The following is a 25,291-nucleotide window of genomic DNA, read 5'->3' as shown; positions in this document are numbered from 1 at the left end:
AGAAGAGAGATAGATACAAGCGAATGAGTCAAGCGCACGAGGAGCTGGACACGCCCCCGCCGCTGCCGGAAGGCGCCCTGCGCGTCATCCCGCTCGGCGGTCTCGGCGCGATCGGCCGCAACATGACGGTCCTGGAGTTCGACGGCAAGCTGCTGGTCATCGACTGCGGAGTGCTCTTCCCCGACGTGGAGCAACCGGGCGTCGACCTGATCCTGCCCGACTTCACGCCGATCCTGGACCGGCTCGACGACATCCAGGCGATCGTGCTCACCCACGGCCACGAGGACCACATCGGGGCGGTGCCCTACCTGCTCGCCCACAAGGCGGACATTCCGCTGGTCGGCTCCGAGTTCACGCTCGCGCTGGTCGAGGCCAAGCTGGCCGAGCGGCGCCTGGACCCGTACACGCTGACCGTCCGCGAGGGCCAGACCGAGCGCCTCGGTCCGTTCGACTGTGAGTTCTTCGCGGTCAACCACTCCATTCCCGACGCGCTGGCCGTCGCCGTGCGCACCCCGGCCGGCCTGATCCTGCACACCGGCGACTTCAAGATGGACCAGGTGCCGCTCGACGGCCGCATCACCGACCTGGCCGGCTTCGCCCGGCTCGGCGCCGAGGGTGTCGACCTGCTGCTCTCCGACTCGACGAACGCCGAGGTGCCCGGCTTCGTGGCCCCCGAGCGCGACATCGGCCCGGTGCTCAGCGCCATCTTCGGCAAGGCCAAGGGCCGCATCATCGTGGCCAGCTTCGCCTCCCACGTGCACCGGGTCCAGCAGGTCATGGACGCGGCCTGGGAATACGACCGCAAGGTCGCCCTGATCGGCCGCTCGATGGTGCGCAACATGGGCATCGCCCGCGACCTGGGACTGCTCAACATCCCGGACGGCCTGCTGGTCAGCCTCGACGAGGCGACCCACCTGCCCGGCGACGAGATCGTCTTCATGTCGACCGGGTCGCAGGGCGAGCCGATGAGCGCCCTGGGCCGCATGTCGACCGGCGACCACCGGCACATCACCATCGCCCCCGGCGACACCGTGGTGCTGGCCAGCTCGCTGGTGCCGGGCAACGAGACCTCGGTCTACCGGGTGATCAACCAGCTGTCCCGGGCCGGCGCCACGGTCGTGCACAAAGAGACGGCCAAGGTGCACGTCTCCGGGCACGCTCCGGCCGGCGAACTGCGCTACCTGCTGAACGTGGTGCGCCCGAGCAACCTGATGCCGGTGCACGGCGAGTGGCGTCACCTGCGGGCCCACGCCCAGCTCGGCATCGAGACCGGCGTGGCCCCCGACCGGGTGGTGCTCTGCGAGGACGGCGACGTGGTCGACCTCGTCGAGGGGCACGCCCGTCACGTGGGCCGGGTCAAGAACCGCTATGTCTACGTGGACGGCCTCGCGGTCGGCGACGTCAGCGAGTCGCTGCTCACCGAGCGGCGCATCCTCGGCGACGGCGGCTTCATCTCGGCCACCGTGGTGATCGACTCGGTCACCGGCAAGGTGGTCGGCGAGCCCAGCGTGTCGGCCAAGGGCTTCTCGGAGGACCCGGACGCCTTCAACCCGGTCATCCCGTTGCTGACCGCGGCCCTGCACCGCTCGGCCGAGGACGGCATCACCGACACCCACCAGTTGCAGCAGGTCGTGCGGCGCACGGTCGGCCGCTGGGTGAACGACGCGTACCGCCGCCGCCCGATGATCGTGCCAACGGTCGTGGAAGTCTGAGGCGGTTTTAAACCTTTCGCTGCGCTCGTCCGTACCTCTGGTCACCGGTGCCGCCCCCACGGCACCGCTGGCGAGGGGAGTTCCTCAAGATGCAGCGCAGACGGATCGCCGTGGCGGCGGCGGTCGTGGTGGCAGCCGGGGCAGCGGTGGCCTTCACCCTGCCTTCCATGGCCGGCACCACGCCGTCCAGCGACAAACCGGCGGCCAAGGGCGGCGACGGCACGGCGCGGCTTCTCGCGGCCATGCAGCGCGACCTGGGCGTGAGCGGCGATCAGGCGACGGCACGCCTGCAGCGGTCGCAGTGGGCGAGCGGGGTGGCCGCGCGACTGTCCGCGGCCACCGGCTCGGCCTTCGGTGGCGCCTGGCTGGCCACCGACGGCACCACCCTCAAGGTGGCGGTGACCGACGAGAAGGCCGAGGGCGCGGTCCGCGAGGCCGGCGCCGAGCCGGTGCTGGTCGAGCGCAGCGAGCAGACCCTGGTCACGGCCAAGGAGAAGCTCGACAACGCCGACGCCAGCGCGAAAGGCCTGACCGGCTGGTATGTGGACGTGGCGACGAACAAGCTCGTCGTGGTGGCCAAGCCCGGTGCCCAGGCGGCCGCGAAGAAGCTGGCCAAGGCGGCCGGCGTCACCTCCGGCACCTACCGGGTGATCACCAGCTCGGCCCAGCCGAAGCCGCTGTTCGACGTGCGCGGGGCCGACCCGTACTTCATCGCCGTCGACGGCGGCACGGCCCGCTGCTCGATCGGGTTCTCGGTCGAGGGCGGCTTCGTGACGGCCGGCCACTGCGGCGAGGTGGGCGCGACCACGACCGGCTTCAACCAGCAGGCACAGGGCACCGTACGGGCATCGACCTTCCCGGGCGACGCCGACATGGGCTTCGTCGAGGTCAACGGCAACTGGACGCCGCGCGCGGTGGTCAACGACTTCGAGGGCAACGAGCTCCCGGTCGCCGGCAACGCCGAGGCGCCGGTCGGCGCGGCGGTCTGCCGCTCCGGCTCGACCACCGGCACCCGCTGCGGCACGATTCTGGCCAAGAACCAGACCGTGGTCTACCCGGAGGGCGCGGTCACCGGCCTGACCCGCACGAACGTCTGCGCCGAGGGCGGCGACTCCGGTGGCCCGTGGCTCTCCGGTGACCAGGCCCAGGGCCTCACCTCGGGCGGCTCCGGCGACTGCACGGTCGGCGGCGAGACGTTCTTCCAGCCGGTGAACGAGATCCTCGCGGCCGAGGACCTGACCCTGGTGACCTCCGGCGGCGGCGCCGGCGCCACCGAGGCCCCGCCCGCGGAGGCCGCCAGCGCCTGCACCGACCAGGCCGTGCAGCGCAGCGGCACGCTGCGGACGCGCACCGCTCAGGCCCAGCCCGACGGCGGGGCGTTCCGCTCGAACGCCGGGCAGCAGACGGCGTGCCTGAGCGCGGCCGACGGCACCGACTTCGACCTGGTGCTCCAGCGGCTCACCAACCGCGGCTTCCGCACGGTGGCCACGGCCACCGGCGACGACGTCAAATCGCTGAGCTTCAACGGGCGCTCCGGCACCTATCGGTACGTGGTCGTCGCGTCCGCGGGCGCCGGCGACTACACGCTCGGGTTCAGCACCCCGTAACGCGCGCCGCCACCTACCCTGCCGGGTTGGCGGATCGCGCCTGATGCCGGAGGAGCCGATGGGCTCCTCCGGCACTTTTATGTCAGTCGCTGGTCTCGCGGAGGGCGCCCACGGCGTCGGCCAGCTGGCAACCCGTGGCTATGCCGCAGATCACGACCTGGTCGAGCTGTTCCGGGGTGACGCCGCGTTCCCAGTCGGCGATGACCTCGCCGACCACGTTCACGGTGCCGTCGTCCGAGATGTGCACGTACGCCTTGGGCCACAGCTGATCGTGGTTCCAGGCGTTGCAGAACTCGTAGAGGCGTACCACGTCCTCCATGCCGAAGACGTGCCTGACCATGGCCCTGATCTGCAGCATCTCCTGCTGCTCGCCGATGCGGAAGAAGTAGATCAGGTTGCCCTGGAAGTTGCCGCCGATGTCGCCGTCGGCGTCGGTGAAGTAGGTGAAGCCGCGCTCGTCGAGGGCGGCGGTGATCATTTCCTGGGTGAGCGGCTGCACCTGTTGATCTTAGTGCGTCCCGGTGCGCCTGCGGGATTCATGAGCGTCTCGGCGTTACGGTGTGACCATGGCGGGCCGCTCCTCTCCGGCGAGCCGGGGTCGCGCCGCGTCCACGTCGCGCGGCGCCGCGACCAGTCGTGCCCGCCAACCGGCGGCGCGACAGCCGGCGAAGCAGCCGGCCCGCAAATCGACACGGCCCGCCGCCGCCCGCACCCGCACGGCCGCCCGCGCCCGTCCCACGCTGGGCGCGGCGATCGCCACCGGCCTGGGCCGCGGTCTGGGCGCGCTCTGGATGGGCGCCGCCCACGGTGTCGGCTGGGCCGCCCGTGGCGTCGGCCGGCAGGCCGCCACGGCCAAGGACATCGACCCCGAGCACCGTCGCGACGGCGCCGGCCTGCTCATGCTCGGCCTCGCGATCCTGATCAGCGTCGCGGTCTGGGCCAACGGCGCCGGCCCGGTCGGCAAGTGGCTGGCCGACTCCGTGCACCTGTTCTTCGGCGGCCTGGCCGTGCTGCTGCCGTTGCTGCTGCTCTACGGCGCGGTCCGGCTCATGCGCAAGCCGGCCGACCCTGAGCACCGGGGCCGTTCGCTGGTCGGCTGGAGCGCGATCATTATCGCCACCGCCGCCCTGCTGCACATCTCCGAGCACCCGGGCGACGACGTCGGCATCTCCCGGGCCGGTGGCCTGCTCGGTTACGGGTTCGGGGCCCTGCTCGAGCGCGCGGTGACGGCCTGGGTCGCCGTGCCGCTGCTGGTCCTGCTCTTCGTCTTCGGACTGCTGGTGATCACGGCGACGCCGATCAACAAGATCCCCGAGCGGATCATGCTGCTCGTCGACATCCTGACCGGGCGATCGACCGAGCGTGACCCGCTACCCCTGCCTGATTTGTCCGATCCAGAGGAAGTCGAGGGTGAAGAGGAGCCGCCGAAGAAGCGCCGTCCCTCTCGCCGCCGGCAGGGCTCTCTGGCCGACATCGGTCTGGCCGACGAGGAACCGGTCGTCGAGGAGGACGACTTCCTCCTGCACGACACGATCGTGGTGCCCAAGGTCCCGGCCAGCCGCAAGAAGCCGGAGCCGCCGGAGCACACCCCCGACCCGCCGACCCGGGCCGAGCAGCTCGAGATCACCTCGGTCGAGGGCGACTACCGGCTGCCGCCGCCGTCGCTGCTGGGCAAGGGCGCGCCGGCCAAGTCGCGGAGCCGGGCCAACGACGAGATCATGGCCGCCCTGACCGGCGTCTTCGAGCAGTTCAACGTCGACGCCGTGGTCACCGGCTTCACCCGCGGCCCGACGGTCACGCGCTACGAGGTCGAGGTCGGCCCGGGCGTCAAGGTCGAGCGGATCACCCAGCTGTCGCGCAACATCGCGTACGCGGTGAAATCGCCCGACGTGCGCATCCTGAGCCCCATCCCGGGCAAGAGCGCCGTCGGCGTCGAGATCCCGAACACCGACCCCGAGAACGTGTCGCTCGGCGACGTGCTCCGCTCGCGCGCGGCCACCGCCGACCACCACCCGATGCTGGTCGCCCTGGGCAAGGACATCGAGGGCGGCTTCGTGGTGGCCAACCTGGCCAAGATGCCGCACATCCTGATCGCGGGCGCGACCGGCGCCGGCAAGAGCTCCTGCCTGAACTCGCTGCTGGTGTCGTTGCTGACCAGGTCGACCCCCGACGAGGTGCGGCTGCTGCTGGTCGACCCGAAGCGGGTGGAGATGACGGCGTACGAGGGAATCCCGCACCTCGTCACGCCCATCATCACGAACCCCAAGAAGGCGGCCGACGCCCTCGAGTGGGTCGTGCGCGAGATGGACATGCGCTACGACGATCTGGCCGCCAACGGGGTGCGCCACATCGACGACTTCAACCGCAAGGTCCGCAGCGGCGAGATCACGGCGCCGCCGGGCAGCGAGCGCGTGATGAAGCCGTACCCCTATCTGCTGGTCATCATCGACGAGCTGGCCGACCTCATGATGGTCGCGCCGCGCGACGTGGAGGACTCGGTCGTCCGCATCACCCAGCTGGCCCGCGCCGCCGGCATCCACCTGGTGCTGGCCACCCAGCGCCCGTCGGTCGACGTGGTGACCGGCCTGATCAAGGCGAACGTGCCGTCCCGGCTCGCCTTCGCCACGTCGTCGCTGGCCGACAGCCGGGTCATCCTCGACCAGCCGGGCGCCGAGAAGCTGCTCGGCCGCGGTGACGGCCTCTTCCTGCCGATGGGCGCGTCGAAGCCGGTGCGCATCCAGGGCGCGTGGGTCGACGAGAAAGAGATCCACGACGTCGTCAAGTTCTGCAAGGACCAGCGCGAGCCGGAGTTCCGCGAGGACGTCACCGAGATCCCGCAGAGCAAGAAGAAGCAGATCGACGAGGAGATCGGCGACGACCTGGAGCTGCTGATCCAGGCCATCGAGCTGGTCGTGACCTCCCAGTTCGGCTCGACCTCGATGCTTCAGCGCAAGCTGCGGGTCGGCTTCGCCAAGGCCGGTCGCCTCATGGACCTCATGGAGACCCGCGGCATCGTCGGGCCGTCCGAGGGCAGCAAAGCCCGCGACGTCCTGATCAAGCCGGACGAGCTCGAGGAAGCTCTCGCTTCCCTCCGCCTGGACGATTGAATCACCGGCTCGGGGATGAAGGCCTCGCTCAGCAGGCGGTAGCCGACGATGATCAGGGCGGCCAGCATCAGGGCGGCCGGGATCACGTCCGGAAGCATCAAAGAATTACGGCCGAAGAGGTACGGCTCGTACGACAACAGCGAGCTCGCCTGCACCAGCAGCGGCACATGCCAGAGGCGGGGCCGGTAAACGGCCAGCACGAGCGTCATCACGTCGGCCAGGTAGAAGTAGCGCTCGTGCATGCCCGGCAGCGCGAACGGGACCAGGATGGCGAACAGCGCGGCCGCCGTGATCACCCGCTCCGGTGTCATCTTGCAGGCCTTGGCGACCAGCACGTAGACGACCCCCACCACCAGAGCCGCACAGAACAGATAACCCAGCATCCGTACGGTGTCCTCGCGCGTCGTGGCCGGGATGAAGGCGAAGACGTTGGGGGCGCGCAGGCTCAACTCGGGCACGTTGCGGGCCTGCCGGCTCATGTCGTAGATGGTGAGCAGCTCGATCGGGTTGCGGCCGAACGCGATGGCCGGAAGATCGAGGACCAGGAAGACGGCAGGGGCGGCGAGGAGCGTACGCCAGGGAATGCGCCCGGACATCACGAGCAGCAGGACCAGCGGCAGGATGAAGACGCCCTGCGGCTTGATCGCGACCGCCACCCCGCAGAGGGCGACACCCCACCAGGGCTTGTCGCGCAGCAGGAAGTAGACACCGGCCAGCGCCGCGCCGGCCCACGCGGCGTCCATCTGGCCGTAGAACGACGAGTTGATGGCGACGGTCGGCAGCAGCACCATCACCAGGGCCGCCGCGACCGGGATGCGGCTGCCCGGCCACCGCAGGGCGACCGTCTTGTAGGTGAAGAAGGCCAGGATGACGTCGAAGACGATCCACAGCGCCTTGACCTTGAAGATCAGCGGGCCCGGCAGGTAGTACGCGAACGCCAGCAGATAGACGAACGGCGCGTTGTAGTTGCCGATCTCGGTGCCGATGCCACGCCAGCCGCCGGCCCGGCCGAGCTGGTTGTGCCACTGGCGGAAGATGTTCATGTCGTTCGTCATCTCGGGCAGCGACACCCAGCGGATCAGGATGGCGAGCACGACGAGGGCCGCGAGGAGCAGTGCTTCGGCCTGTGGCGTGGGCTTTTCGGCTTTAGGCATGGTGCTCGGGGGTACGGTCCACGGGTGAACGGAAGGTGAACTACAGGTGAACGAAAGTGTGGCCGACCGGAGCTCCCGGCCGCCCGGTAACCTTGTCGGGTGTCGGTAACTCCTTCCCCCTCCCGCCGTGTCGCCCTGCTCACCCTCGGATGTGCCCGTAACGAGGTCGATTCGGAAGAGCTGGCCGCGCGCCTCGACGCCGGCGGCTGGGAGATCAGCACGGACGCCGACGGCGCCGACGTGGTGCTCGTCAACACGTGCGGCTTCGTCGAGAAAGCCAAGCAGGACTCGATCGAGACGCTGCTCGCCGCCGCGGACACCGGGGCCAAGGTGGTCGCGGCCGGCTGCATGGCCGAGCGCTACGGGCGCGAGCTGGCCGAGAGCCTGCCCGAGGCCCAGGCCGTCCTCGGCTTCGACGACTACACCGACATCGCGGCCCGCCTGGACGGCGTGCTGGCCGGTGAGCGCTTCGACGCGCACACCCCGCGCGACCGCCGCGAGCTGCTGCCCATCACCCCGGTGCAGCGCCAGGCGGCCAAGGTGGTCGTCCCCGGCCACGCCACGGTCGACGAGCACACCCCGGCCCACCTGCGCACGGTGCTCCGCCGCCGGCTCGACAGCGGCCCGGTGGCCAGCCTCAAGCTGGCCAGCGGCTGCGACCGCCGGTGCTCGTTCTGCGCCATCCCGGCCTTCCGCGGCGCCTTCGTCTCCCGCGACCCGCAGGAGCTGCTGGCCGAGGCCGAGTGGCTGGCCCGGTCCGGCGTGCGTGAGCTCGTGCTGGTCAGTGAGAACAGCACGTCGTACGGCAAAGACCTGGGTGACCCCCGCGCCCTCGAGAAGCTCCTGCCGCAGCTGGCCGCGGTCGACGGCATCGTCCGGGTCCGCGCGAGCTATCTCCAGCCGGCCGAGACCCGCCCCGGGCTGGTCGAGGTGATCGCCACCACGCCGGGCGTCGCGCCGTACTTCGACCTGTCGTTCCAGCACTCGAGCGAGCCCGTTCTGCGCCGCATGCGCCGTTTCGGCTCCACCGAGAAATTCCTCGACCTGCTCGCCTCGGCCCGCAAGCTGGCGCCCGAGGCCGGCGCCCGCAGCAACTTCATCGTCGGCTTCCCCGGCGAGACCAGGAAGGACGTCGACGAGCTGGTCCGCTTCCTCACCGAGGCCCGGCTCGACGCGATCGGCGTCTTCGACTACAGCGACGAGGACGGCACCGAGGCGGCCGGCTTCGACGACACGATCAAGGTCAAGGAAGACACCGTCAAGCGGCGGTACGACCGGCTGCTGACCCTGGCCGACGAGCTGTGCAACCAGCGGGCCGAGGAGCGCCTGGGCTCGACCGTCGAGGTGCTGGTCGACGCGATCGTCGACGGCGAGGTCGAGGGCCGCGCCGAGCACCAGGCGCCCGAGGTCGACGGCTCCACCACCCTGGTCGCCGGTGACGACGGCGTCGATCTGGCCGCGCTCAAGCCGGGCGACTTCGTGCGGGCCCGGGTGACCGGCACCGAGGGCGTCGACCTCGTGGCCGTGCCGGTCGAGATGATCTCCGCGGCGCCGGTGTCACGGCGGTGACCGACGAGCCGGTTCCGGCTGCCGCGCCGCGGGTGGTGTCGCTCTACAACCCGGCGAACATCCTCACGGTCGTCCGGATCGTGCTCGTTCCGGTCTTCGTGGCCATCGTCGTCGCCTCCGACCTGACCGGCACCGGTCAGCGGATCGCCGCCTGCCTGGTGTTCTGCGTGGCCTCGGCGACCGACTTCGTGGACGGCTGGATCGCCCGGCGCTGGTCGCTGGTCACCTCGTTCGGCAAGATCGCCGATCCGATCGCCGACAAGGCCCTGACCGGCACGGCGCTGGTCCTGCTGTCGGTCTACGACCGGCTCCCGTGGTGGGTCACGCTGCTCATCCTCGTCCGCGAGTGGGGCATCACGGCGCTGCGGTTCTGGGTCATCCGGTACGGCATCATCCCGGCCAGCCGCGGCGGCAAGCTCAAGACGGTCCTGCAGATCGCCGCCATCGCCTGGTACCTGTGGCCGGTGCCCGATCCGTTCGACGTGGTCGGCGTCTGGCTGATGGGCGCGGCGCTGGTGGTGACCGTGGTGACGGGTGGGGACTACGTGGTCGCTGCTCTGCGCCTGCGCCGGGAAGCCCGCTCCTAGAATCCATTTGTGGACACCCCTGACGTAGCGGCCGCGGCCGCCGTGCACCGGCTGGTCGACCGGCACGAGACCCTCGCCACGGCCGAGTCGCTGACCGGGGGCATGGTCGCCTCGACCGTCGTGGAGATCCCAGGAGTGAGCTCGGTCTACCGGGGCGGCCTGGTGGTCTACGCCACCGACCTCAAGCACGCGCTGGCCGGTGTCTCCGAGGAGCTGCTGGACGAGCGCGGGCCGGTCGACCCGGACGTGGCCGTCGCGCTGGCCCGTGGCGCCCGTGAGCGCTGCTCGGCCGACTGGGGCCTGTCGACCACCGGGGCGGCCGGCCCCGAGCCGCAGGACGGCAAGCCGGTCGGTCTCGTCTACGTGGCCTGCGCCGGTCCGCACGGCGACACCGTCCGCGAGCTGAAACTCGACGGAAACCGGGCCGCCATCCGGACCGAAAGTGTGACGAGCGCACTACAACTGCTCGCAGACTGTCTCCGTGAGGCTCCGGCGCGGTCCTGAGCTGGGGAATGTTTCATCGATCTCGGAAGTTGCACGAATGTCCCGCTGCGGGGCTGTCCCGGAATTCGGCGGGGCGGTATGTCGGCCTGGCCGGCAGCGGGTACGGTTGCGGGAAGCCTCCGGCGTGTGCCGGCGGCCCCGCCGCAGGAGGAGGTGCCATGGTCCTGCTACGCCGGGTTATCGGCGACGCACTGAGGGCGCGCCGGCAGGGGCAGCACCGCACGCTGCGCGAGGTGTCCACCGCCGCGAACGTCAGTCTCGGATATCTCTCCGAGATCGAGCGCGGTCAGAAGGAAGCCTCCAGCGAGCTGCTCGCCGCCATCTGTGACGCGCTGGGCGCGCGGCTCTCCGAGCTCCTGAGCGAGGTCAGCGGCACGCTGTCGCTCGCCGAGGGCATGGAGGGTGTGCTCGTCCCGGTCGACGAGGAAAAGCAGAAGGCGCTGTCGGTGTCGGTCCGCCACGAGACGCCGCTCAAGGCGACTCTGCGAACGACCAGAAAACCCAAGCGCGACGTCGTGTACGCCGCCTGATCAATTCGAAGATAAAACCGAGCCGGGCTACCCAAGCGGGTGGTCCGGCTCTTCCTGTTCCCAAAGACTTCTTAGGGACCCCTCCGGGATCGACCCTGACCCGGCGATGCGCGTAGCCTCGAAGCGTGGGGGAGACCCTGAGATCCCCCCGAGGTCACGTGACGCCGGTGGCGTCGAGCTGTCACGATGGCATTCAACGCCATCGCGACAGCTCCTCGATCTGCGTCGGTGGCGGACCCGACTGAGCGACACCGTTTGAGCGACATTGAGGGGATACCGCGAGATGGCGAATCCGTTCGTCAAGGGCTGGCGTTACATGATGGCGCTCTTCGGCGCGAAGATCGACGAATACGCCGATCCGAAGGTCCAGATCCAGCAGGCCATCGAGGACGCGCAGCGGCAACACCAGGCCCTTGTGCAGCAGGCCGCGGCGGTGATCGGCAACCAGCGTCAGCTGGAGATGAAGCTGTCCCGCCAGATGGGTGAGGTCGAGAAGCTCCAGGGCATGGCGCGTCAGGCGCTGGTCCTGGCCGACCGGGCCCGGGCCGGCGGCGACGAGGCCGAGGCCCAGAAATACGAGTCCACCGCCCAGACGCTCGCCACCCAGCTGGTCTCCGGCGAGCAGTCGATGGAGGACCTGAAGACCCTGCACGACCAGGCGCTCTCCGCGGCCGGCCAGGCGCGCAAGGCGGTCGAGAACAACGCGATGGTGCTCCAGCAGCGCATCGCCGAGCGCTCGCGTCTGCTCAGCCAGCTCGAGCAGGCCAAGATGCAGGAGACCGTGGCCAAGTCGCTCGAGTCGATGTCGTCGCTGGCCGCGCCCGGCAACACGCCGTCGCTCGACGAGGTCCGCGACAAGATCGAGCGCCGGTACGCGGACGCCATGGGCCGCGCCGAGCTGGCGTCGAACTCGGTCGAGGGCCGCATGCTCGAGGTGCAGAAGAGCAGCCTCGACATGGCCGGCTCGTCCCGGCTCGAGCAGATCCGGGCCAGCATGGCGGGCGAGAAACTCGCCGGCGCGGGCTCGCAGCCGGCGGTCGAGCAGGCCGCTCAGCCGGCGGCCGACCCGGCCAGCGTCGCCCGCCTCGACGAGATCCGGGCCAGCATGAACCAGAAGCGCGGGGACACGACCGCCGCCGGTTAAGGCAACAGGGGGAGGACGACGGTGGACGAGCGGAGCAAGTACTTCCGCCGGCTCAAGCGACTTCGTAACTCGGCGCGCCGGTGGAGCGTGCTCGGTGGCGGCCTCGCCGCGGCCACCGCCGTCCTCACCCCGTACTCCGGCATCGGCGTGGCCGACGCCATCTGGGCCGGCGCCGCCGGCGGCTCGGTCGCCCTGGCCTGGTGGCGGTGGAGCGATCACCGCGAGCTGGCCGCCACGCCAGCGCCGCCACCGCCCGACCCGGCGCTGGCCGGTCAGCGGTTCGCGGCCGCCATCGAGCGCTTCCCGGCCGGCCGCACGGTCCTGCACGAGGTCCGCCGGCAGAAGAACCGGTACGCGCTGCGCGGCTCGGCGATCACCCAGGCCTGGGACAGGCTCGACCGGGCATCGTCCACACTCTCCGGTCTGTCCGGCCGGCTCACCGGACCCGGCGAGGGCGCGGTGCTCGAGGCTGCGGTCTCCGAGCAGTGGCTGCGCGACCTGGGCCAGCGCGTGGCCAGTGTCGAGCGGGCACTGCCGCTGAGCCCGGCCGCCCAGCGGGCGAGCCTCGAGGAGTCCCACGCGTCGCTGGCCCAGCAGTTCACCGAGGGCGTCGACGCGTACGAGCGGATGGTCGCGGCCGCCGCGGCCTACGTGGCCGAGGACGGCCACCCGGTCACCGAGGGATCGCACCCGGCCTTCACGTCGCTGATCGACGCCACCGACCGGCTCCGCGGCCTGGCCGAGGGCCTGTCCGAGCTCAAGCGCCCGACTTCTTTTGGCAGCGCGGGCACCAGTAAGTGATGCGCTCGCCCTTCTCGTCCTTCTGAATGGCGGCCCCGCACCGCCGGCACGGCTGGGCCCGCCGCCCGTAGACGAAGCTGGTCTCGCCGCGCCGCAGCGAGCCGGTGGTGGTCTGCGTCCAGCGCCCGCGGTTCGAGGCGACCAGCTTCTGGGCCAGCGCGACGGTCCCGCCCAGGTCCTCGACCTCGGAGACGGGCGTCCACGGCCACAGCCGCCGCAGGAAGAGCGTCTCGGCCTTGTAGAGGTTCCCGACACCGGCCAGGTTCCGCTGATCGAGCAGCGCCTCGGCGATCGTGGCGTCCGGGTGGGCGGCGATCCGGCGTACCGCCTCGGCCTCGTCCCAGTCGGCCCCCAACAGGTCGGGACCGATGTGGCCGAGCTGCCGTTCCTCGTCGGCCGTGGGCCACAGGGCGACCTCGTGCAGGTGATATCCCACGGCGACCGCGCGGGCGGTCTTCAGAACCACGCGGATCAGGTGCGCTGGGCGCCCGGTCCAGCGTTCCCCCGGTTTGTACGCTCGCCAGGCACCCTCCATCCGCAGGTGCGAGTGCAGAGTGAGCGGCCGTTCACCGTCACGGGTCAGGCGGAGCAGGAGATGCTTGCCGCGGCTCGCCGACTCGGCCACCGTCCAGCCGCTCAGATCGGTGGTGGCGAGCTGCGGCACGCGAAAGTCCGAGCCGGTCAGCACCTCACCGGCGATCGCGCGCTCGATGACCCGCGCGGTGTTCCAGACGGTGTCGCCTTCGGGCATGCCTCAATCCTGCCCCGCCCGCGATCGTTCATGCCCCGGGCTCGGCACCGCGATCATTTCCACCTCGGAGGACGTACGCGAAGGCCCGCGACCGCGCCCGTCAGGGCTGGCGCGCGGCCAGCCGGACGATGTCGCCCGGCCGCACCGACAGCACGACCACGGCGCGCCCGTTGTTCACGGCGATCGCCACCCGTCCCGCCGAGTCTTCGAAGACCAGCAGGTCGCCCTGGCCGACGTCGGCGAACGTGGCACCCCGGCGCGCGCTGACCGTGCCGTTGACGACCAGGTCGGTGCTGAGGCCGCGCAACATCTCGCCGTTCGCCGCGAGCTGCACGTTGCCGAAGCGGTCGACAGTCATCACCTCGGCCTCGAGCCAGCCGTCGCCGACGGTCACGACCGGCGCGGGCAGCCGGACGAGGCTGCCCGGCTCGACCGCCGCGCCCGCGTCGGACAGGGGCGCGCCGGCGGCGATCCGGGCGGCGGCCGGGGAGAAGAGGTCACGGCCGTGGAAGGTGCGTGACACGTCGCCGAGGAACCAGTCCTTATTGGTCAGCTCGTACGCCGACTCGACGCCCCCGAGGGCCTCGGCCGCCCAGATCAGCAGGCCGTTGTCGGGTCCGACCAGGGCGCCGTTCGGCGTGCCGATGGCGACGCCGCGCCGGGCCGTGCCGACGCCGGGGTCGACCACGGCGAGGTGCACGCTCGGCGGCAGGTGGGGAGCGGTCTGCGCGAGCACGGCGGCGCCGCGGGCCACGTCGGCCGGCGGCACGTGGTGAGTCACGTCGATGACCCGCACGTCGGGGGCGATGCGCGCGATCGATCCGTGGCACGCCGCGACGAAGCCGTCGAACGTCCCGTAGTCGGTGGTGAAGCTGATCCATCCATACCCGGCCATGGTGGGAAACGTTACTGCCCCGGCACGGATCGTTGGTGGATCTGGCAGGGTTGGATTCATGCGTCTCGTGATCTTCACCGAGCCCCAGCAGGGGGCAAGCTACGACGATCTCCGGAAGGTCGCGCAAACCGCCGAGGCGAGCGGCTTCGACGGCTTCTTCCGCTCCGATCACTTCCTCACCATGGGCGGCGACGGCCTGCCCGGCCCGACCGACGCCTGGCTGACGCTGGCCGCGCTGGCCGTGCAGACGTCCACCATCCGGCTCGGCACGCTGGTCACGTCGGCGACGTTCCGGCTGCCGGGCCCGCTGGCCATCGCGGTGGCGCAGGCCGACGCGATGAGCGGTGGCCGCATCGAGTTCGGTCTGGGCGGCGGCTGGTTCGAGGCCGAGCACAAGGCGTACGGAATCCCGTTCCCGCCCGTGGGTGAGCGTTTCGACCGGCTCGAGGAGCAGCTCGAGATCATCACCGGTCTGTGGGGGACGCCGGCGGGTCAGACGTTCGACTTCGACGGCAAGCACTACCAGGTCTCGGACTCGCCGGGCCTGCCTAAGCCGGTGCAGTCGCCGCGCCCGCCGGTCATCATCGGCGGTCACGGCAAGAAGCGCACGCCGGCGCTCGCGGCCCGCTTCGCCGACGAGTTCAACGTCCCGTTCTCCAAGATCGAGGACATTCCCCCGGTGTACGAGCGGGTGCGCGCGGCCAGCGCGGAAATCGGCCGGGCCACTCCGCCCGTCTTCTCGGCCGCCGCCGTGCTCTGCGTGGGCCGTGACGACGCCGAGGTGAGCCGCCGCGCCGCCGCGATCGGCCGCGAGGTGTCGGAGATGCGCGAGAACGGCGGCATCGTCGGAACGCCGGACGAGGTCGTCGAAACCATCAAGCGCTACGAGGCCGCGGGCGCTTCCCGCCTGTTCCTCCAGGCACTCGACCTGAGCGACCTCGACCACGTCGAGCTGGTCGCGTCGGCGGTGGCCCCGCAGCTCTGACAGCCGGGTCCTTGCCGGGCCGGCCTGGGTCTTGCCACCCTCGGCGTTTGCCTTTGCCGGCTCGGCCGGCCCTTCAGCGAGCCGTCGCGGGCGCCCGTTCCGCCGGCCGTTGTGGGGCTGGCCCTTTCCGTCGGCGGTTGTGGGGGCGGCCCTTTCCGCCGGCTATCCGATGATCGGCGTGCGCCTCTGGCGGCGGCCGAGGCGCAGGAGGGCCACGCCGAAGGCGACGAGCAGGCCGCCTGTGAGGGCGACTCCGGCGACGGGGGCGCCGGTGATCGGCAGGCCGCCGCCGTCGCTGCCGCCGGCCCCGCCGGCGTCGCCGCCGGTTTCGGGCTCGGGCTCGTTGTAGCCGCCGCCGGCCGCGGGCGGCGTGGCTTTCGTCGTCGTCGCGGGCGTCGCGAAGTACGCCTTGGCCTCCTGATCGGCCGTGCGGGCGACGGGGGGAGCGACCACCCGGTAATCGCGGGTGCCGGGCGATTTCACGCTGACCGTGAACGTGCCGTCGGCCCGGGCCCGCGTGGTGGCCACCGTCTGCCAGGCCGCCTTGGCGTTCGCGCGGGCCTGGAGGCGGAGCAGCCGCCCGGCGCCGTCGCTCTCCTCGGCCCAGCACACGCCTGGGTCGCACGCCCGGGTCAGGTGGACCGCCTTGCCCGTCACGATCAGCTTGGCGCCGGTCGTGACCTTCTTGGGGATCGTGGCGGTGACGCGGGTGCCGTCCACTGGCGCCGACTCGCCGTTGAACGTCCACTCGTTCGGCGTGGTGCGCACGCCCACGCGGATCGGTTTCGGCCGGTCGGGCACCAGGAACGACGTCGCGGCGACCGGCGCCGGGGTCAGCGCCTCGAAGTCGTTGAGGCTCGAGTGCGAGACGAACGGTGTGAACCGCACCGGCGCCCCGGCCGGCACGTCGAGCGGATCGCCGGGCGTCGTGTCCGTCTCGGTGCCGGGCCGCCACCTGAAGGCGACCGTGCCGTCCTCGCGGGGCGTGACCGTCTCGATGACCGGCTGCGCCGGCCCGTTCGTGTCGAAGACCGGCGACAGTCCCCGTGAGCTGACGACCTGGTCGTTCTCGTCGATCACCGACACCGCGACCTGAACGTCGAAGTTGTAGATGGCGCCGAAGCCCGGCAACGCGCTCCGATTGGGCTGACCGGCCTCGACCGTCAGCGCGGCCACCCCGGAGGGCGACCCGTCCGGGTTCACGAGCTCCACCCGGTTCCGGACGTCCCCCGTCTCGTCCCAGGTGACCACCACGGCGTCGTGGGCGTCCGACGCCCAGGCCACGGTGACCTTCGTGGGGGCGGCTTCCGCCGACGCCAGCAGCGCGGACGGCCCGGCCAGAGCGAGCGCGGCAACCAAGTTCGCCAACATGGCCGAAGGTTAGTGGTTCACGTCACATTTTGCTGTCCCGTTCCACGAAAGGCCGGCTCCTATTTTTTCGGGGCCGGCCTTTCGTGGTCTATCCGATGAGGGACGCGCGCCCGTGGCGACGGCGGCCGAGACGCAGCAGGGCCGCGCCGAGGACGACGAGCAGGCCGCCCAGGAGGGTGATTCCGGCGATCGGAGCGCCGGTGATCGGCAGGCCGCCACCACCGCCGGTCCCGCCCGTGTCGCCGCCGGTCCCCGTCCCGGTTCCGGGCTCGGGCTCGGTGCCGCCTCCGTCGCCGGTAGCGGGCGGGGTCGCCTTGGTGGTCGTCGCCGGGGTGGCGAACCAGGCCTTGGCGTCCCGGTTCGCCGCGCGCTCGACCGCGGGCGCGACCACCCGGTAGTCACGGGTGCCGGGCGATTTCACGCTGACCGTGAACTTGCCGTCGGCCCGGGCCCGTGTGGTGGCCACCGTCTGCCAGGCCGCGCTCGCGTTCGCGCGCGCCTGGAGGCGGAGCAGCCGCCCGGCGTCGTCGTTCTCGATCGACCAGCACGGACCGGGATCGCAGGCCCGCGTCAGGTAGACGACCTTGCCCGTGACCGTCAGCTTGGCGCCGGTCGTGACCTTCTTCGGGATCGTGGCCGTGACCTTGGTGCCGTTCACCGGCGCTGAGACGCCGTTGAACGTCCACTCGTTCGGCGCCGTGCGCACGCCGACGTTGTACGGCTTGTCCCGCTGGGGCACCACGAACGACGTCACGGCGACCGGCGCCGGGACCAACTGCTCGTAGTCGTTGAAGTTCGAGTACGACGCCAGCGGAACGAACCGCGCCGGGCTCTCGGCCGGCACGTCGAGCGGATCGCCCGGCGTCGTGTCCACCAGGTCGCCCGACCGCCAGCTGAACGCGACCGTGCCGTCCTCGCGGGGCACGACCGTCTCGATGACCGGCTGCGGCGGCCCGTTCGTGTCGAAGACCGGCGACAGCCCGGGATCGCTGACGACCTCGTCGTCCGCGTCCACCACCGACACCGCGACCCGAAGATCACTGTTGTAGACGCCGCCGAATCCCGGCAGCGCGCTCTGATTGGGCTGACCGGCCTCGATGGTCAGCCACGCCACCCCTGAAGGTGACCCGTCCGGATTGACAAGCTCGACCCGGTTGCGGACGTCCCCCGTCTCGTCCCAGGTGACCACGACGGCGTCATGAGCACTCGACGCCCACGCCACGGTCACATTCGTCGGAGCGGGTTCCGTCGGCGCTTTGAGCGCCGCGGGCAGTCCGACGACCGGCCCGGCCAGCGCTAGTGCGGCAACGAAGTTCCCCAACATGGCCGCAGACCTTAGTGGCCCCGCTCACAGCCCGCCGCCCTGTTCCGCAGAAAGCACAAACGCCCGTCTCCGGACACGCGACGGCCCCCGCCACGAATGGCGGGGGCCGTCCGGTGATACGTCGTTTACTCGGCGGTGAAGGTCGTGCGGCGCCGGAGGCGCCCGGCGACGAAGAACGCCGCGCCGAGGACGAGGAGCAGGCCGCCGGCCACGGAGACCCAGACGACGGGCGTGCCGGTGATGGGAAGGCTGCCGCCGCCACCGCCGGTGCCGCCGGTGCCGGGCTGTTCGCCGGGTTCCTCGGTGGGCTGCTCTCCGCCGGGCTGGCCGCCGGTGCCGGAACCCGGGCCGGTCACCGTGGTCGCCGCGGTGGCGAACGGGGCCTGTGCGAGTTTGTCGCTGTTGCCGACGATCACGGGCGCGACCACGCGGTAATCGCGCGTGCCGGGGAAGTCCACGCTGAAGGTGAACTTGCCGTCCTTGCCGGCCTTCGTCGTCGTCACGAGCTGCCAGGTGGCACCGGCGCCGGTGCGGGATTCCAGGCGCAGCGACCTGCCCTCGTCGCCCCGCTTGCCGACCCAGCAGCGCAGTCCGCTGTCGCAGAACAGCTGCAGCGCGGTCGCCGTGCCGGTGACGGTCAGCTTGCCGCCCGCCGTGACGGTCTTGGGCACGGTCGCGGCGATGTGCGAGTCAGCCGCTTCGGCGTAACTCGAGTTCGGTGGCCAGTAGGCCTGTGTGTCGGGGAACGACCATTCGTTGATGGCGTGCACCCCGACGCTGTAGATCGACGTGATCGGCCCGGCATATACATAGGAAGTCGCCGTGCTCGCCTCGGCCACGCTCCGCGGATCGCCGCCGTCCAGCACGAGCGGGTCGAATCGCGGCGGGTTCTCCGCGGGTACGTCGAGCGGATCGCCCGGAGTGGTGTCCGCCGAGGTCTTGCCCGGCGTCCAGCTCAGTTCGATCTTGCCGTCGGCGCCCGGTGTCACCGCCGTGATGACCGGCGTCGGCGGCCCGTCCGTGTCGAACACCGGCGAGTAGGCGGTCTCGCTGACGACCGCGCCGGACGCGTCGACCGTCGACACGGCGAAGGCATAGGCTTTCCCCTCGGCGAGGCCGTTGAAGGGGTCCCGCACCTCGACCACGAGCCGGTTGGGCTGACCGGCCTCGACGATTTTCTTGGTGCCGACATTGGTCGGGGCACCCGCCGGGGTCACGGCGACCTGGTTACGGACGTCCCCGGTCTCGTCCCAGGTGACGGCGAATGCGGTGTGTGCGGGCGAGGTCCACGCCAGCGTGACGTTCGACGGAGTGGGTTCGGCCGGCGCCTTCAGCGTTACCGGCGCGCCGACGACTGGCGTGGCCAGCGCGACTGCCGCGATCAGGTTTCCTAGCACGGCAGCAGACGATAACGATCGACGGTCAGCGTCGCTGCCCCACCGCACAAATCGCCCGAAGTGCGGCTGCCCCGCACGATGTGCGGGGCAGCGATGGATGGTTTCCCCGGCTACGCGCCGGGCCGAACCCTGCTGGCGGCCGTGGAGAAGGGCGCCTGGGCGAGCTTGTCGCCGTTGCCCACGACCACCGGGGCGGTCACGCGGTATTCCCCGATGCCGGGGAAGGTCGTGCTCACCGTGAATTTGCCGTCACTGCCGGCCTTGGTGGTCGCCACGGTCCGCCACGCCGCCCCCGCGCCGGTGCGGTACTCGAGACTCAGCGACCGTCCGCTGTCGTCGTACTCGTAGGTCTGGCACCGCAGTCCGCTGTCGCAGAAGGACCGGATCATGATCGCCTTGCCGGTCACTGTCAGCTTCTTGCCCGCCGGTGCGGTCCTCGGAATGGTGGCGGTCACGCGGGTGCCGGCCACGTCGCCGTAGCTCACGGTCGCCCGCCAGCCGAGGTAGCCGTTGACGGTCCACTCGTTCACGGTGTGCACACCGACCGCGGTGATCGCGGAGGCCGGCCCCGCGAACACGAAGGACGTCGCGGTGGACGGCTCGGCCAGCTCACGCGGGTCGGTGAAGAGCTCGACCGGCACGAACAGTGGCGGCTCCACGGCCGTCACGTCGAGCGGATCGCCCGGCGTGACGTCCGCACGGACCTGGCCCGGCGTCCAGTTGACCTTGATCGTGCCGTCGGCCAGCGGCTCCACACTGGTGAGCACCGGGGCCGGCGGCATGTCGGTGTCGAAGAGCGTCGACAGCCCGGGCTCGCTGACCGGCTCGCTGGTCAGGTCGGTCGCCGTCACCGAGACGCGCACGTCACCGCTGGTGCCGAGGGCCACCGAGTACTTGTCCACCACGAGCCGGTTGGGCTGACCGGCCTCGGTGAACAACGGGTAGTTCGCCGACGATCCGTCGGCGCGCACCGTCTCGATCCGGTTCCGGACGTCACCTGTCTCGTCCCAGGTGATGACGACCTCTTCGTGGGCGGGCGAGGCCCACGCCACCGTCACGTTCGTCGGAGCGGGTTCGGTAGGTGCTTCGAGGGTCACTGGCGTGCCAGTGACCGGCGCGGTCAATGCCAGCGCCGCAATCACGTTTCCTAACATGCTTTTCGACGCTAGGTGGCGGCGCCGCTCTTCGTTGCCCCGCCTCATAAAGCGCCCAAACCAAGCTATCCGCGCAAACGCAACCCTCTCGGCGTGGCCCGGAAACCGGCGGCGGTCAACGCGTCCCGCAGCGGCGAGGCGTGCACCGACTCGCCGTCGGCGCGCTCGACGGACATCACACCCAGGGCGCCCGAGCGCACCGACGCGGCCAGCGCCTGGCCGGCCGCGATGAGCAGCTCCGGGTCGTCCACGAACGACAGCAGGGTGCGGCCACCGCGTTCGACATAGAGCACCAGCTCGCCGCCGACCAGCACGGCCAGGGCGCCCGCCTTGCGGCCGGGGCGGTGACCGGCCTTGGCGCCCGGCTCGCCGTCGCCGCTGTCGACCACCCGCTCGGGCCAGGGCAGGGCGGCGCCGTACGGGTTGGCGGGGTCGGTCGCGGCCAGCACCAGGGCGGCCGGGCCGGTGCGCTTGGCCAGCTCGGCCGGCTCGGCCAGGGCCCGCAGCCGGTCGACGGCGCCCGGCACGGCGAACTGGGCCGCGCCCAGACCCTCGACGAAATAGCCACGGCGGGCCGCGCCGCGCTCCTCGAGGGCGCCCAGCACCGGGTAGACCGCGGCGAAACCGCCCGTAACACCCTCGGCCATGACCGCCCCGCGGGTGACCACGCCGTGGCGCTCGAGCAACAGGTCGGCCAGCGCGGCCGCGCGCCGGGTCGGGTCGAGGTCGCGGTCGGGCAGCCGGGACCAGCGGCCGGCCATGTTCGGCGGGCCGCCCCGCGCGGGCATCGACGGGCGGCCGGGACGGCGATATCGCGTGCGGGCCGGCGCCGCCTTGGCCTTGTGGGCGCCGCTGCCACCGAGCAGCGCGCGCAGCGGGGCGAGCGTGTCGTTGGTGAGCTGCCCGGCCCACACGAGATCCCAGACGGCTGAGGCCAGCGCCTGGTCGTCCGTGGACCGTACGCGGTCGGAAAGCGAGCGGAAGAACAACGCCTGGCCCTCACCCAGCGCCTCCAGCACCTCCTGGTGCAGCGGCGTGAGCGCGAGCTCGTCGTCGGCCGGTGGCAGCAGGAGCGGCGCGCTGTCGGCGTAGACCAGCGAGACCCAACCGTCGTGGCCGCCGATCGACCCGGACCCGGCCCACAGCACCTCGCCGCTCGCGCACAGCTCGTCGAGCTGCGGGGGAGCGTAGTCGGCGACCCGCGCCGGCAGCACCAGCCGCTCCCACGCCGAGGCCGGCACGGCGATGCCCTGCAACTGCTCGATGGACGCGGCCAGCGCGTCGATGCCCCGGGCGTTGCCGCCGATCTGGTGCCAGCGCGGCAGGAAGGCGGCCAGCACCCGCGGCGGCACCGGCTCGATCTCGCGGCGCAGCGCGGCCAGCGACCGCCGGCGCAGCATGCGCAGCACCTCGGCGTCGCACCACTCGGTGCCGGCGCCGCCGGGGGAGAACTCGCCCGAGGTGACCCGGCCGGTGGCGCTCAGCCTTTTCAGCGCCTGCTCGACCACGAAGACACCCAGCCCGAACCGGGCCGCGCAGGTCGCCGCGGCGAACGGGCCGTGCGTGCGCGCGTATCGGGCGACCAGGTCGCCGAGCGGGTCGGCGACCGACGCCAGATAGGCCTCGGGCAGGCCGACCGGCAGGGCCACACCGAGCGCGTCGCGGTAGCGGCCGGCATCGTCGATGCCGATCCAGCGCTCCTCGCCCGCGATCCGGACCCGGATGGCCCGGCGGGCCGATTCCAGTGTGGAGAGCCAGGACTCCTCGACGCCGCGCATCGCCAGCTCGGCCGGCGAGAGGTCGCCGAGCAACCGGAGCAGCTCGGCCGCGTCCTCGGCGTCGCGCGGCTGCCGCTGGCTGGTCATCCACTGGAGCTGCGCCTCGGTCTCGCCGACCACCTCCGGATCGAGCAGCTCGCGCAGGTCGACCCGGCCGAGCAGTTCGCCGAGCAGTGTCGAGTCGAGCGCGAGCGCGGCCGCCCGCCGCTCGGCCAGGGGCGCGTCACCCTCGTACAGGAAAGCACCGACATATCCGAAGAGCAGCGACCGCGCGAAGGGCGAGGGCCGCGGAGTCTCGACCTCGACGAGCCGGACCTTGCGCCCGGCCACCTCGCGCATCAGGCCGACCAGGCCGGGCACGTCGAACACGTCCTGAAGGCACTCGCGGGCGGCCTCGAGCGTCACCGGGAAATCGGCGAACTCACGGGCCACGTCGAGCAGTTGGGCCGAGCGCTGCCGCTGCTGCCACAACGGCTGGCGGCGGCGAGGGTCGCGCCGGGGCAGCAGCAACGACCGGGCCGCGCACTCACGGAAGCGGGAGGCGAACAGCGCCGACGTGCCCACCGACTCCTCGACGAGCTGAGCGATCTCCTCGGGGTCGAACGCCACGAGGTCGGCCCCGGGCGGCTCCTCGGCCGTGTCGGGCAGCCGCACCACGATGCCGTCGTCGGAGGGCATGACGGCGCCGTCCACCCCGTACCGCTCGCTCAGCCGCCGCGCGATGGCCAGCGCCCACGGAGCGTTGACCTTGGCCCCGAGCACACAGTGGACCGTCATCCGCCAGTCGCCGAGCTCGTCGCGGAAGCGCTCGACCACGATGGTGCGGTCGTCGGGCAGGTTGCGGGTGGCCTCCCGTTGCTCGCGAAGATAGGCCAGCAGGTTGTTGGCGGCCCACTCGTCGAGACCGGTCTCCCGCAGGGTGGCGGTGGCCTTGTCGTCGTCGGCCCGGGTCAGCGTGCGCAGCTGGGCGCCGATGGCCCGGCCCAGCTCGATCGGGCGGCCGGGCGAGTCGCCCTTCCAGAACGGCATCCGGGCCGGCGCGCCCGGCGCGGGGGAGACCAGCACCCGGTCGGGGGTGATGTCCTCGATGCGCCACGAGGTGGAGCCGAGCAGGAAGACGTCGCCGACCCGCGATTCGTACACCATCTCCTCGTCGAGCTCGCCGACCCGCGAGGCCCGCTCGGAGCCGGCCAGGAAGACGCCGAACATGCCCCGGTCGGGAATGGTGCCGCCACTGGTCACGGCGAGGCGCTGAGCGCCCGGACGGCCGGTCAGCTCGTCGGTGCCGCGGTCCCAGACCAGGCGCGGGCGCAGCTCGGCGAACGCGGTCGACGGATAGCGCCCTGAGAGCATGTCGAGCACGGCGTGCAGAGCCGAGTCGGGCAGCTCGGCGAAGGGAGCGGCCCGCCGGATCAGCGCGGCGAGGTCGTCGACCTGCCACGCGTCGAGCGCGACCATGGCCACGATCTGCTGGGCCAGCACGTCGAGCGGGTTGCGCGGGTAGCGCAGCTCCTCGATGGCGCCCGCGCTCATCCGGTCGGCCACGACCGCGCAGGACACCAGATCGCCCCGGTGCTTGGGGAAGACGACACCGCGCGAGACGGCGCCGACCTGGTGGCCGGCGCGGCCGATGCGCTGGAGGCCGGCCGCGACCGACGGCGGCGCCTCGATCTGCACCACCAGGTCGACCGCGCCCATGTCGATGCCGAGCTCGAGGCTGGAGGTGGCGACCACGGCGGGCAGCACGCCCGATTTCAGGGCCTCCTCGATCTGCTTGCGCTCCTCCCGCGAGACGCTGCCGTGGTGGGCCCGGGCCACCACCGGCGGGGCACCGCCGGCCTGCCCGGCCTGGGCCATCACCTGCGCCGGCGGCTGTTTCGCCTCGGCCAGCTCGACCCCGGCCCGCTCGGCGGCCAGCTCGTTGATGCGGGCGCAGAGGCGCTCGGCCCCGCGCCGCGAGTTGGTGAAGACGATCGTCGACTGGTGGGCCTCGATGAGGTCGAGCACCCGCTCCTCGACGGCGGGCCAGATCGACGGCGTGTTCCGCCCGGCGCCGGGATCGTCGAGATCGGTGTCGGGCACCTCGTCGAGCCGCGTCATGTCCTCGACCGGCACCTCGACCGCGACCTCGATGGTCTTGGCGGCCGGCGGCTGGACGATCTCGACATCGTGCGCGCCCCCCAGGAACCGGGCGGTCTCGTCGATCGGCCGCACGGTGGCCGACAGCCCGATGCGCTGCGCCGGCCGCTCGAGCAGCCCGTCGAGCCGCTCGAGCGAGAGCGCCAGGTGAGCGCCGCGCTTGGTGGCGGCCACGGCGTGCACCTCGTCGATGATCACCGTCTCGACACCGCGCAGCGAATCGCGGGCGGCCGACGTGAGCAGCAGGAACAGCGACTCGGGAGTGGTGATGAGAATGTCCGGCGGAGTCCGCTGGAACAGCCGCCGCTCGTCGGCCGGGGTGTCGCCCGTGCGCATGCCGACGGTGATGTCGGGCGGCGGCACACCGAGCCGGCCCGAGGCCTGCCGGATGCCGGTCAGCGGGGCGCGCAGGTTGCGCTCGACGTCGACCGCGAGCGCCTTGAGCGGGCTCACGTAGAGAACCCGGCACCGGCGCCGGGGATCGTCGGGAACCGGCTCGTGGGCGAGCCGGTCGAGCGACCAGAGGAAGGCGGCCAGCGTCTTGCCGGAACCGGTCGGCGCGACCACGAGGGCGTTGCGGCCGGCGCCGACGGCCCGCCACGCGCCGGCCTGGGCGGAGGTGGGCGCGGCGAAGGCCGCCGTGAACCACTCTCGCGTGGCCGGCCCGAACTGCTCCAGGACTTTCTGCACGAGACCATGCTCCCTCGGGGGTACGACAAAAACGCGCCGGACGATGGCGTAGGTCACCGGCCGGGGGATATATATGGACGCCAGTCGAAGAG

At 71.7% G+C, this 25,291-nt stretch carries 18 protein-coding genes and 1 pseudogene; 10 read left to right on the top strand and 9 right to left on the bottom strand.

Features of this window, described 5'->3' with window-relative positions; genetic code table 11:
* Nucleotides 1–23 precede the first annotated feature (23 nt).
* On the top strand, nucleotides 24–1,712 hold the full coding sequence (locus ACQP2X_RS42625) for a ribonuclease J (RefSeq protein ID WP_498654830.1): 1,689 nt from the start codon (nucleotides 24–26) through the stop codon (nucleotides 1,710–1,712).
* A gap of 89 nt (nucleotides 1,713–1,801) precedes the next feature.
* The gene (locus ACQP2X_RS42620) at nucleotides 1,802–3,319 is read left to right on the top strand and encodes a S1 family peptidase (RefSeq protein WP_498691678.1); all 1,518 of its coding nucleotides are present in this window, start codon (nucleotides 1,802–1,804) and stop codon (nucleotides 3,317–3,319) included.
* Between the two features lie 82 nt (nucleotides 3,320–3,401).
* On the opposite strand, the gene ACQP2X_RS42615 is transcribed toward ACQP2X_RS42620, so the two are convergent.
* Entirely contained in the window at nucleotides 3,402–3,797 is a 396-nt protein-coding gene (locus tag ACQP2X_RS42615) for a YbjN domain-containing protein (protein WP_498701208.1), read from the bottom strand.
* A gap of 88 nt (nucleotides 3,798–3,885) precedes the next feature.
* Between ACQP2X_RS42615 and ACQP2X_RS42610 the strand changes: the two genes are divergently transcribed.
* Nucleotides 3,886–6,426 (top strand): FtsK/SpoIIIE family DNA translocase, encoded by a 2,541-nt coding sequence (locus ACQP2X_RS42610; RefSeq protein WP_498691677.1) that lies wholly within the window; start codon nucleotides 3,886–3,888, stop codon nucleotides 6,424–6,426.
* A gap of 320 nt (nucleotides 6,427–6,746) precedes the next feature.
* On the opposite strand, the pseudogene ACQP2X_RS42605 reads toward ACQP2X_RS42610, so the two are convergent.
* A pseudogene (locus ACQP2X_RS42605) lies at nucleotides 6,747–7,469 on the bottom strand (glycosyltransferase 87 family protein); the annotation flags it as partial.
* A 210-nt stretch (nucleotides 7,470–7,679) separates the two neighbouring features.
* Here ACQP2X_RS42605 and rimO point away from each other — a divergent pair.
* The 6 genes from rimO (at nucleotide 7,680) to pspM (ending at nucleotide 12,715) form a co-directional block, all read left to right on the top strand.
* Nucleotides 7,680–9,149, top strand: a complete 1,470-nt coding sequence (gene rimO / locus ACQP2X_RS42600; RefSeq protein ID WP_498691676.1) for a 30S ribosomal protein S12 methylthiotransferase RimO — start codon at nucleotides 7,680–7,682, stop codon at nucleotides 9,147–9,149.
* The gene (pgsA, locus tag ACQP2X_RS42595; protein WP_498691674.1) at nucleotides 9,146–9,736 is read left to right on the top strand and encodes a CDP-diacylglycerol--glycerol-3-phosphate 3-phosphatidyltransferase; all 591 of its coding nucleotides are present in this window, start codon (nucleotides 9,146–9,148) and stop codon (nucleotides 9,734–9,736) included. The genes rimO and pgsA overlap by 4 nt, the downstream gene beginning before the upstream one ends.
* 9 nt (nucleotides 9,737–9,745) lie before the next feature.
* The gene (locus ACQP2X_RS42590; protein ID WP_498691672.1) at nucleotides 9,746–10,240 is read left to right on the top strand and encodes a CinA family protein; all 495 of its coding nucleotides are present in this window, start codon (nucleotides 9,746–9,748) and stop codon (nucleotides 10,238–10,240) included.
* Between the two features lie 158 nt (nucleotides 10,241–10,398).
* Nucleotides 10,399–10,770: a helix-turn-helix domain-containing protein gene (locus ACQP2X_RS42585; protein WP_097318554.1), complete on the top strand. Its 372-nt coding sequence runs from the start codon at nucleotides 10,399–10,401 to the stop codon at nucleotides 10,768–10,770.
* A 283-nt stretch (nucleotides 10,771–11,053) separates the two neighbouring features.
* The gene (locus ACQP2X_RS42580; protein WP_498654822.1) at nucleotides 11,054–11,914 is read left to right on the top strand and encodes a PspA/IM30 family protein; all 861 of its coding nucleotides are present in this window, start codon (nucleotides 11,054–11,056) and stop codon (nucleotides 11,912–11,914) included.
* Between the two features lie 21 nt (nucleotides 11,915–11,935).
* The gene (gene pspM / locus ACQP2X_RS42575; RefSeq protein WP_498691669.1) at nucleotides 11,936–12,715 is read left to right on the top strand and encodes a phage shock envelope stress response protein PspM; all 780 of its coding nucleotides are present in this window, start codon (nucleotides 11,936–11,938) and stop codon (nucleotides 12,713–12,715) included.
* Here the strand turns inward: pspM and ACQP2X_RS42570 are convergent.
* A complete protein-coding gene (locus ACQP2X_RS42570) occupies nucleotides 12,672–13,466 on the bottom strand; it encodes a DNA-formamidopyrimidine glycosylase family protein (RefSeq protein ID WP_498691666.1) in 795 nt (264 codons plus the stop codon). The two genes, pspM and ACQP2X_RS42570, sit on opposite strands and share 44 nt — an antisense overlap.
* Before the next feature lie 100 nt (nucleotides 13,467–13,566).
* Complete coding sequence (locus ACQP2X_RS42565) at nucleotides 13,567–14,361, bottom strand: SAM hydrolase/SAM-dependent halogenase family protein (protein WP_498691664.1); 795 nt, start codon at nucleotides 14,359–14,361, stop codon at nucleotides 13,567–13,569.
* A gap of 58 nt (nucleotides 14,362–14,419) precedes the next feature.
* Here ACQP2X_RS42565 and ACQP2X_RS42560 point away from each other — a divergent pair, with 58 nt between their 5' ends.
* Nucleotides 14,420–15,346, top strand: coding sequence for an LLM class F420-dependent oxidoreductase (locus ACQP2X_RS42560; protein WP_498691661.1), 927 nt, complete (start codon nucleotides 14,420–14,422; stop codon nucleotides 15,344–15,346).
* Nucleotides 15,347–15,508: 162 nt separating this feature from the next.
* Here the strand turns inward: ACQP2X_RS42560 and ACQP2X_RS42555 are convergent, their stop codons facing one another.
* The 5 genes from ACQP2X_RS42555 to ACQP2X_RS42535 form a co-directional block, all read right to left on the bottom strand.
* The gene (locus tag ACQP2X_RS42555; RefSeq protein ID WP_498691659.1) at nucleotides 15,509–16,717 is read right to left on the bottom strand and encodes a hypothetical protein; all 1,209 of its coding nucleotides are present in this window, start codon (nucleotides 16,715–16,717) and stop codon (nucleotides 15,509–15,511) included.
* A gap of 88 nt (nucleotides 16,718–16,805) precedes the next feature.
* Nucleotides 16,806–18,041, bottom strand: coding sequence for a hypothetical protein (locus ACQP2X_RS42550; RefSeq protein WP_498691657.1), 1,236 nt, complete (start codon nucleotides 18,039–18,041; stop codon nucleotides 16,806–16,808).
* A gap of 125 nt (nucleotides 18,042–18,166) precedes the next feature.
* Nucleotides 18,167–19,438: a hypothetical protein gene (locus tag ACQP2X_RS42545; protein ID WP_498691655.1), complete on the bottom strand. Its 1,272-nt coding sequence runs from the start codon at nucleotides 19,436–19,438 to the stop codon at nucleotides 18,167–18,169.
* A 110-nt stretch (nucleotides 19,439–19,548) separates the two neighbouring features.
* Nucleotides 19,549–20,592: a hypothetical protein gene (locus ACQP2X_RS42540; protein ID WP_498691653.1), complete on the bottom strand. Its 1,044-nt coding sequence runs from the start codon at nucleotides 20,590–20,592 to the stop codon at nucleotides 19,549–19,551.
* A gap of 65 nt (nucleotides 20,593–20,657) precedes the next feature.
* On the bottom strand, nucleotides 20,658–25,199 hold the full coding sequence (locus ACQP2X_RS42535; protein ID WP_498691650.1) for an ATP-dependent helicase: 4,542 nt from the start codon (nucleotides 25,197–25,199) through the stop codon (nucleotides 20,658–20,660).
* Nucleotides 25,200–25,291: the final 92 nt, after the last annotated feature.

It is taken from the genome of Actinoplanes sp. CA-131856 (assembly GCF_050956135.1).
Lineage (GTDB): Bacteria > Actinomycetota > Actinomycetes > Mycobacteriales > Micromonosporaceae > Actinoplanes.
The sequence above is the reverse complement of the archived record's forward strand: the minus strand, read 5'-3'. Positions and strand labels throughout refer to the sequence as shown.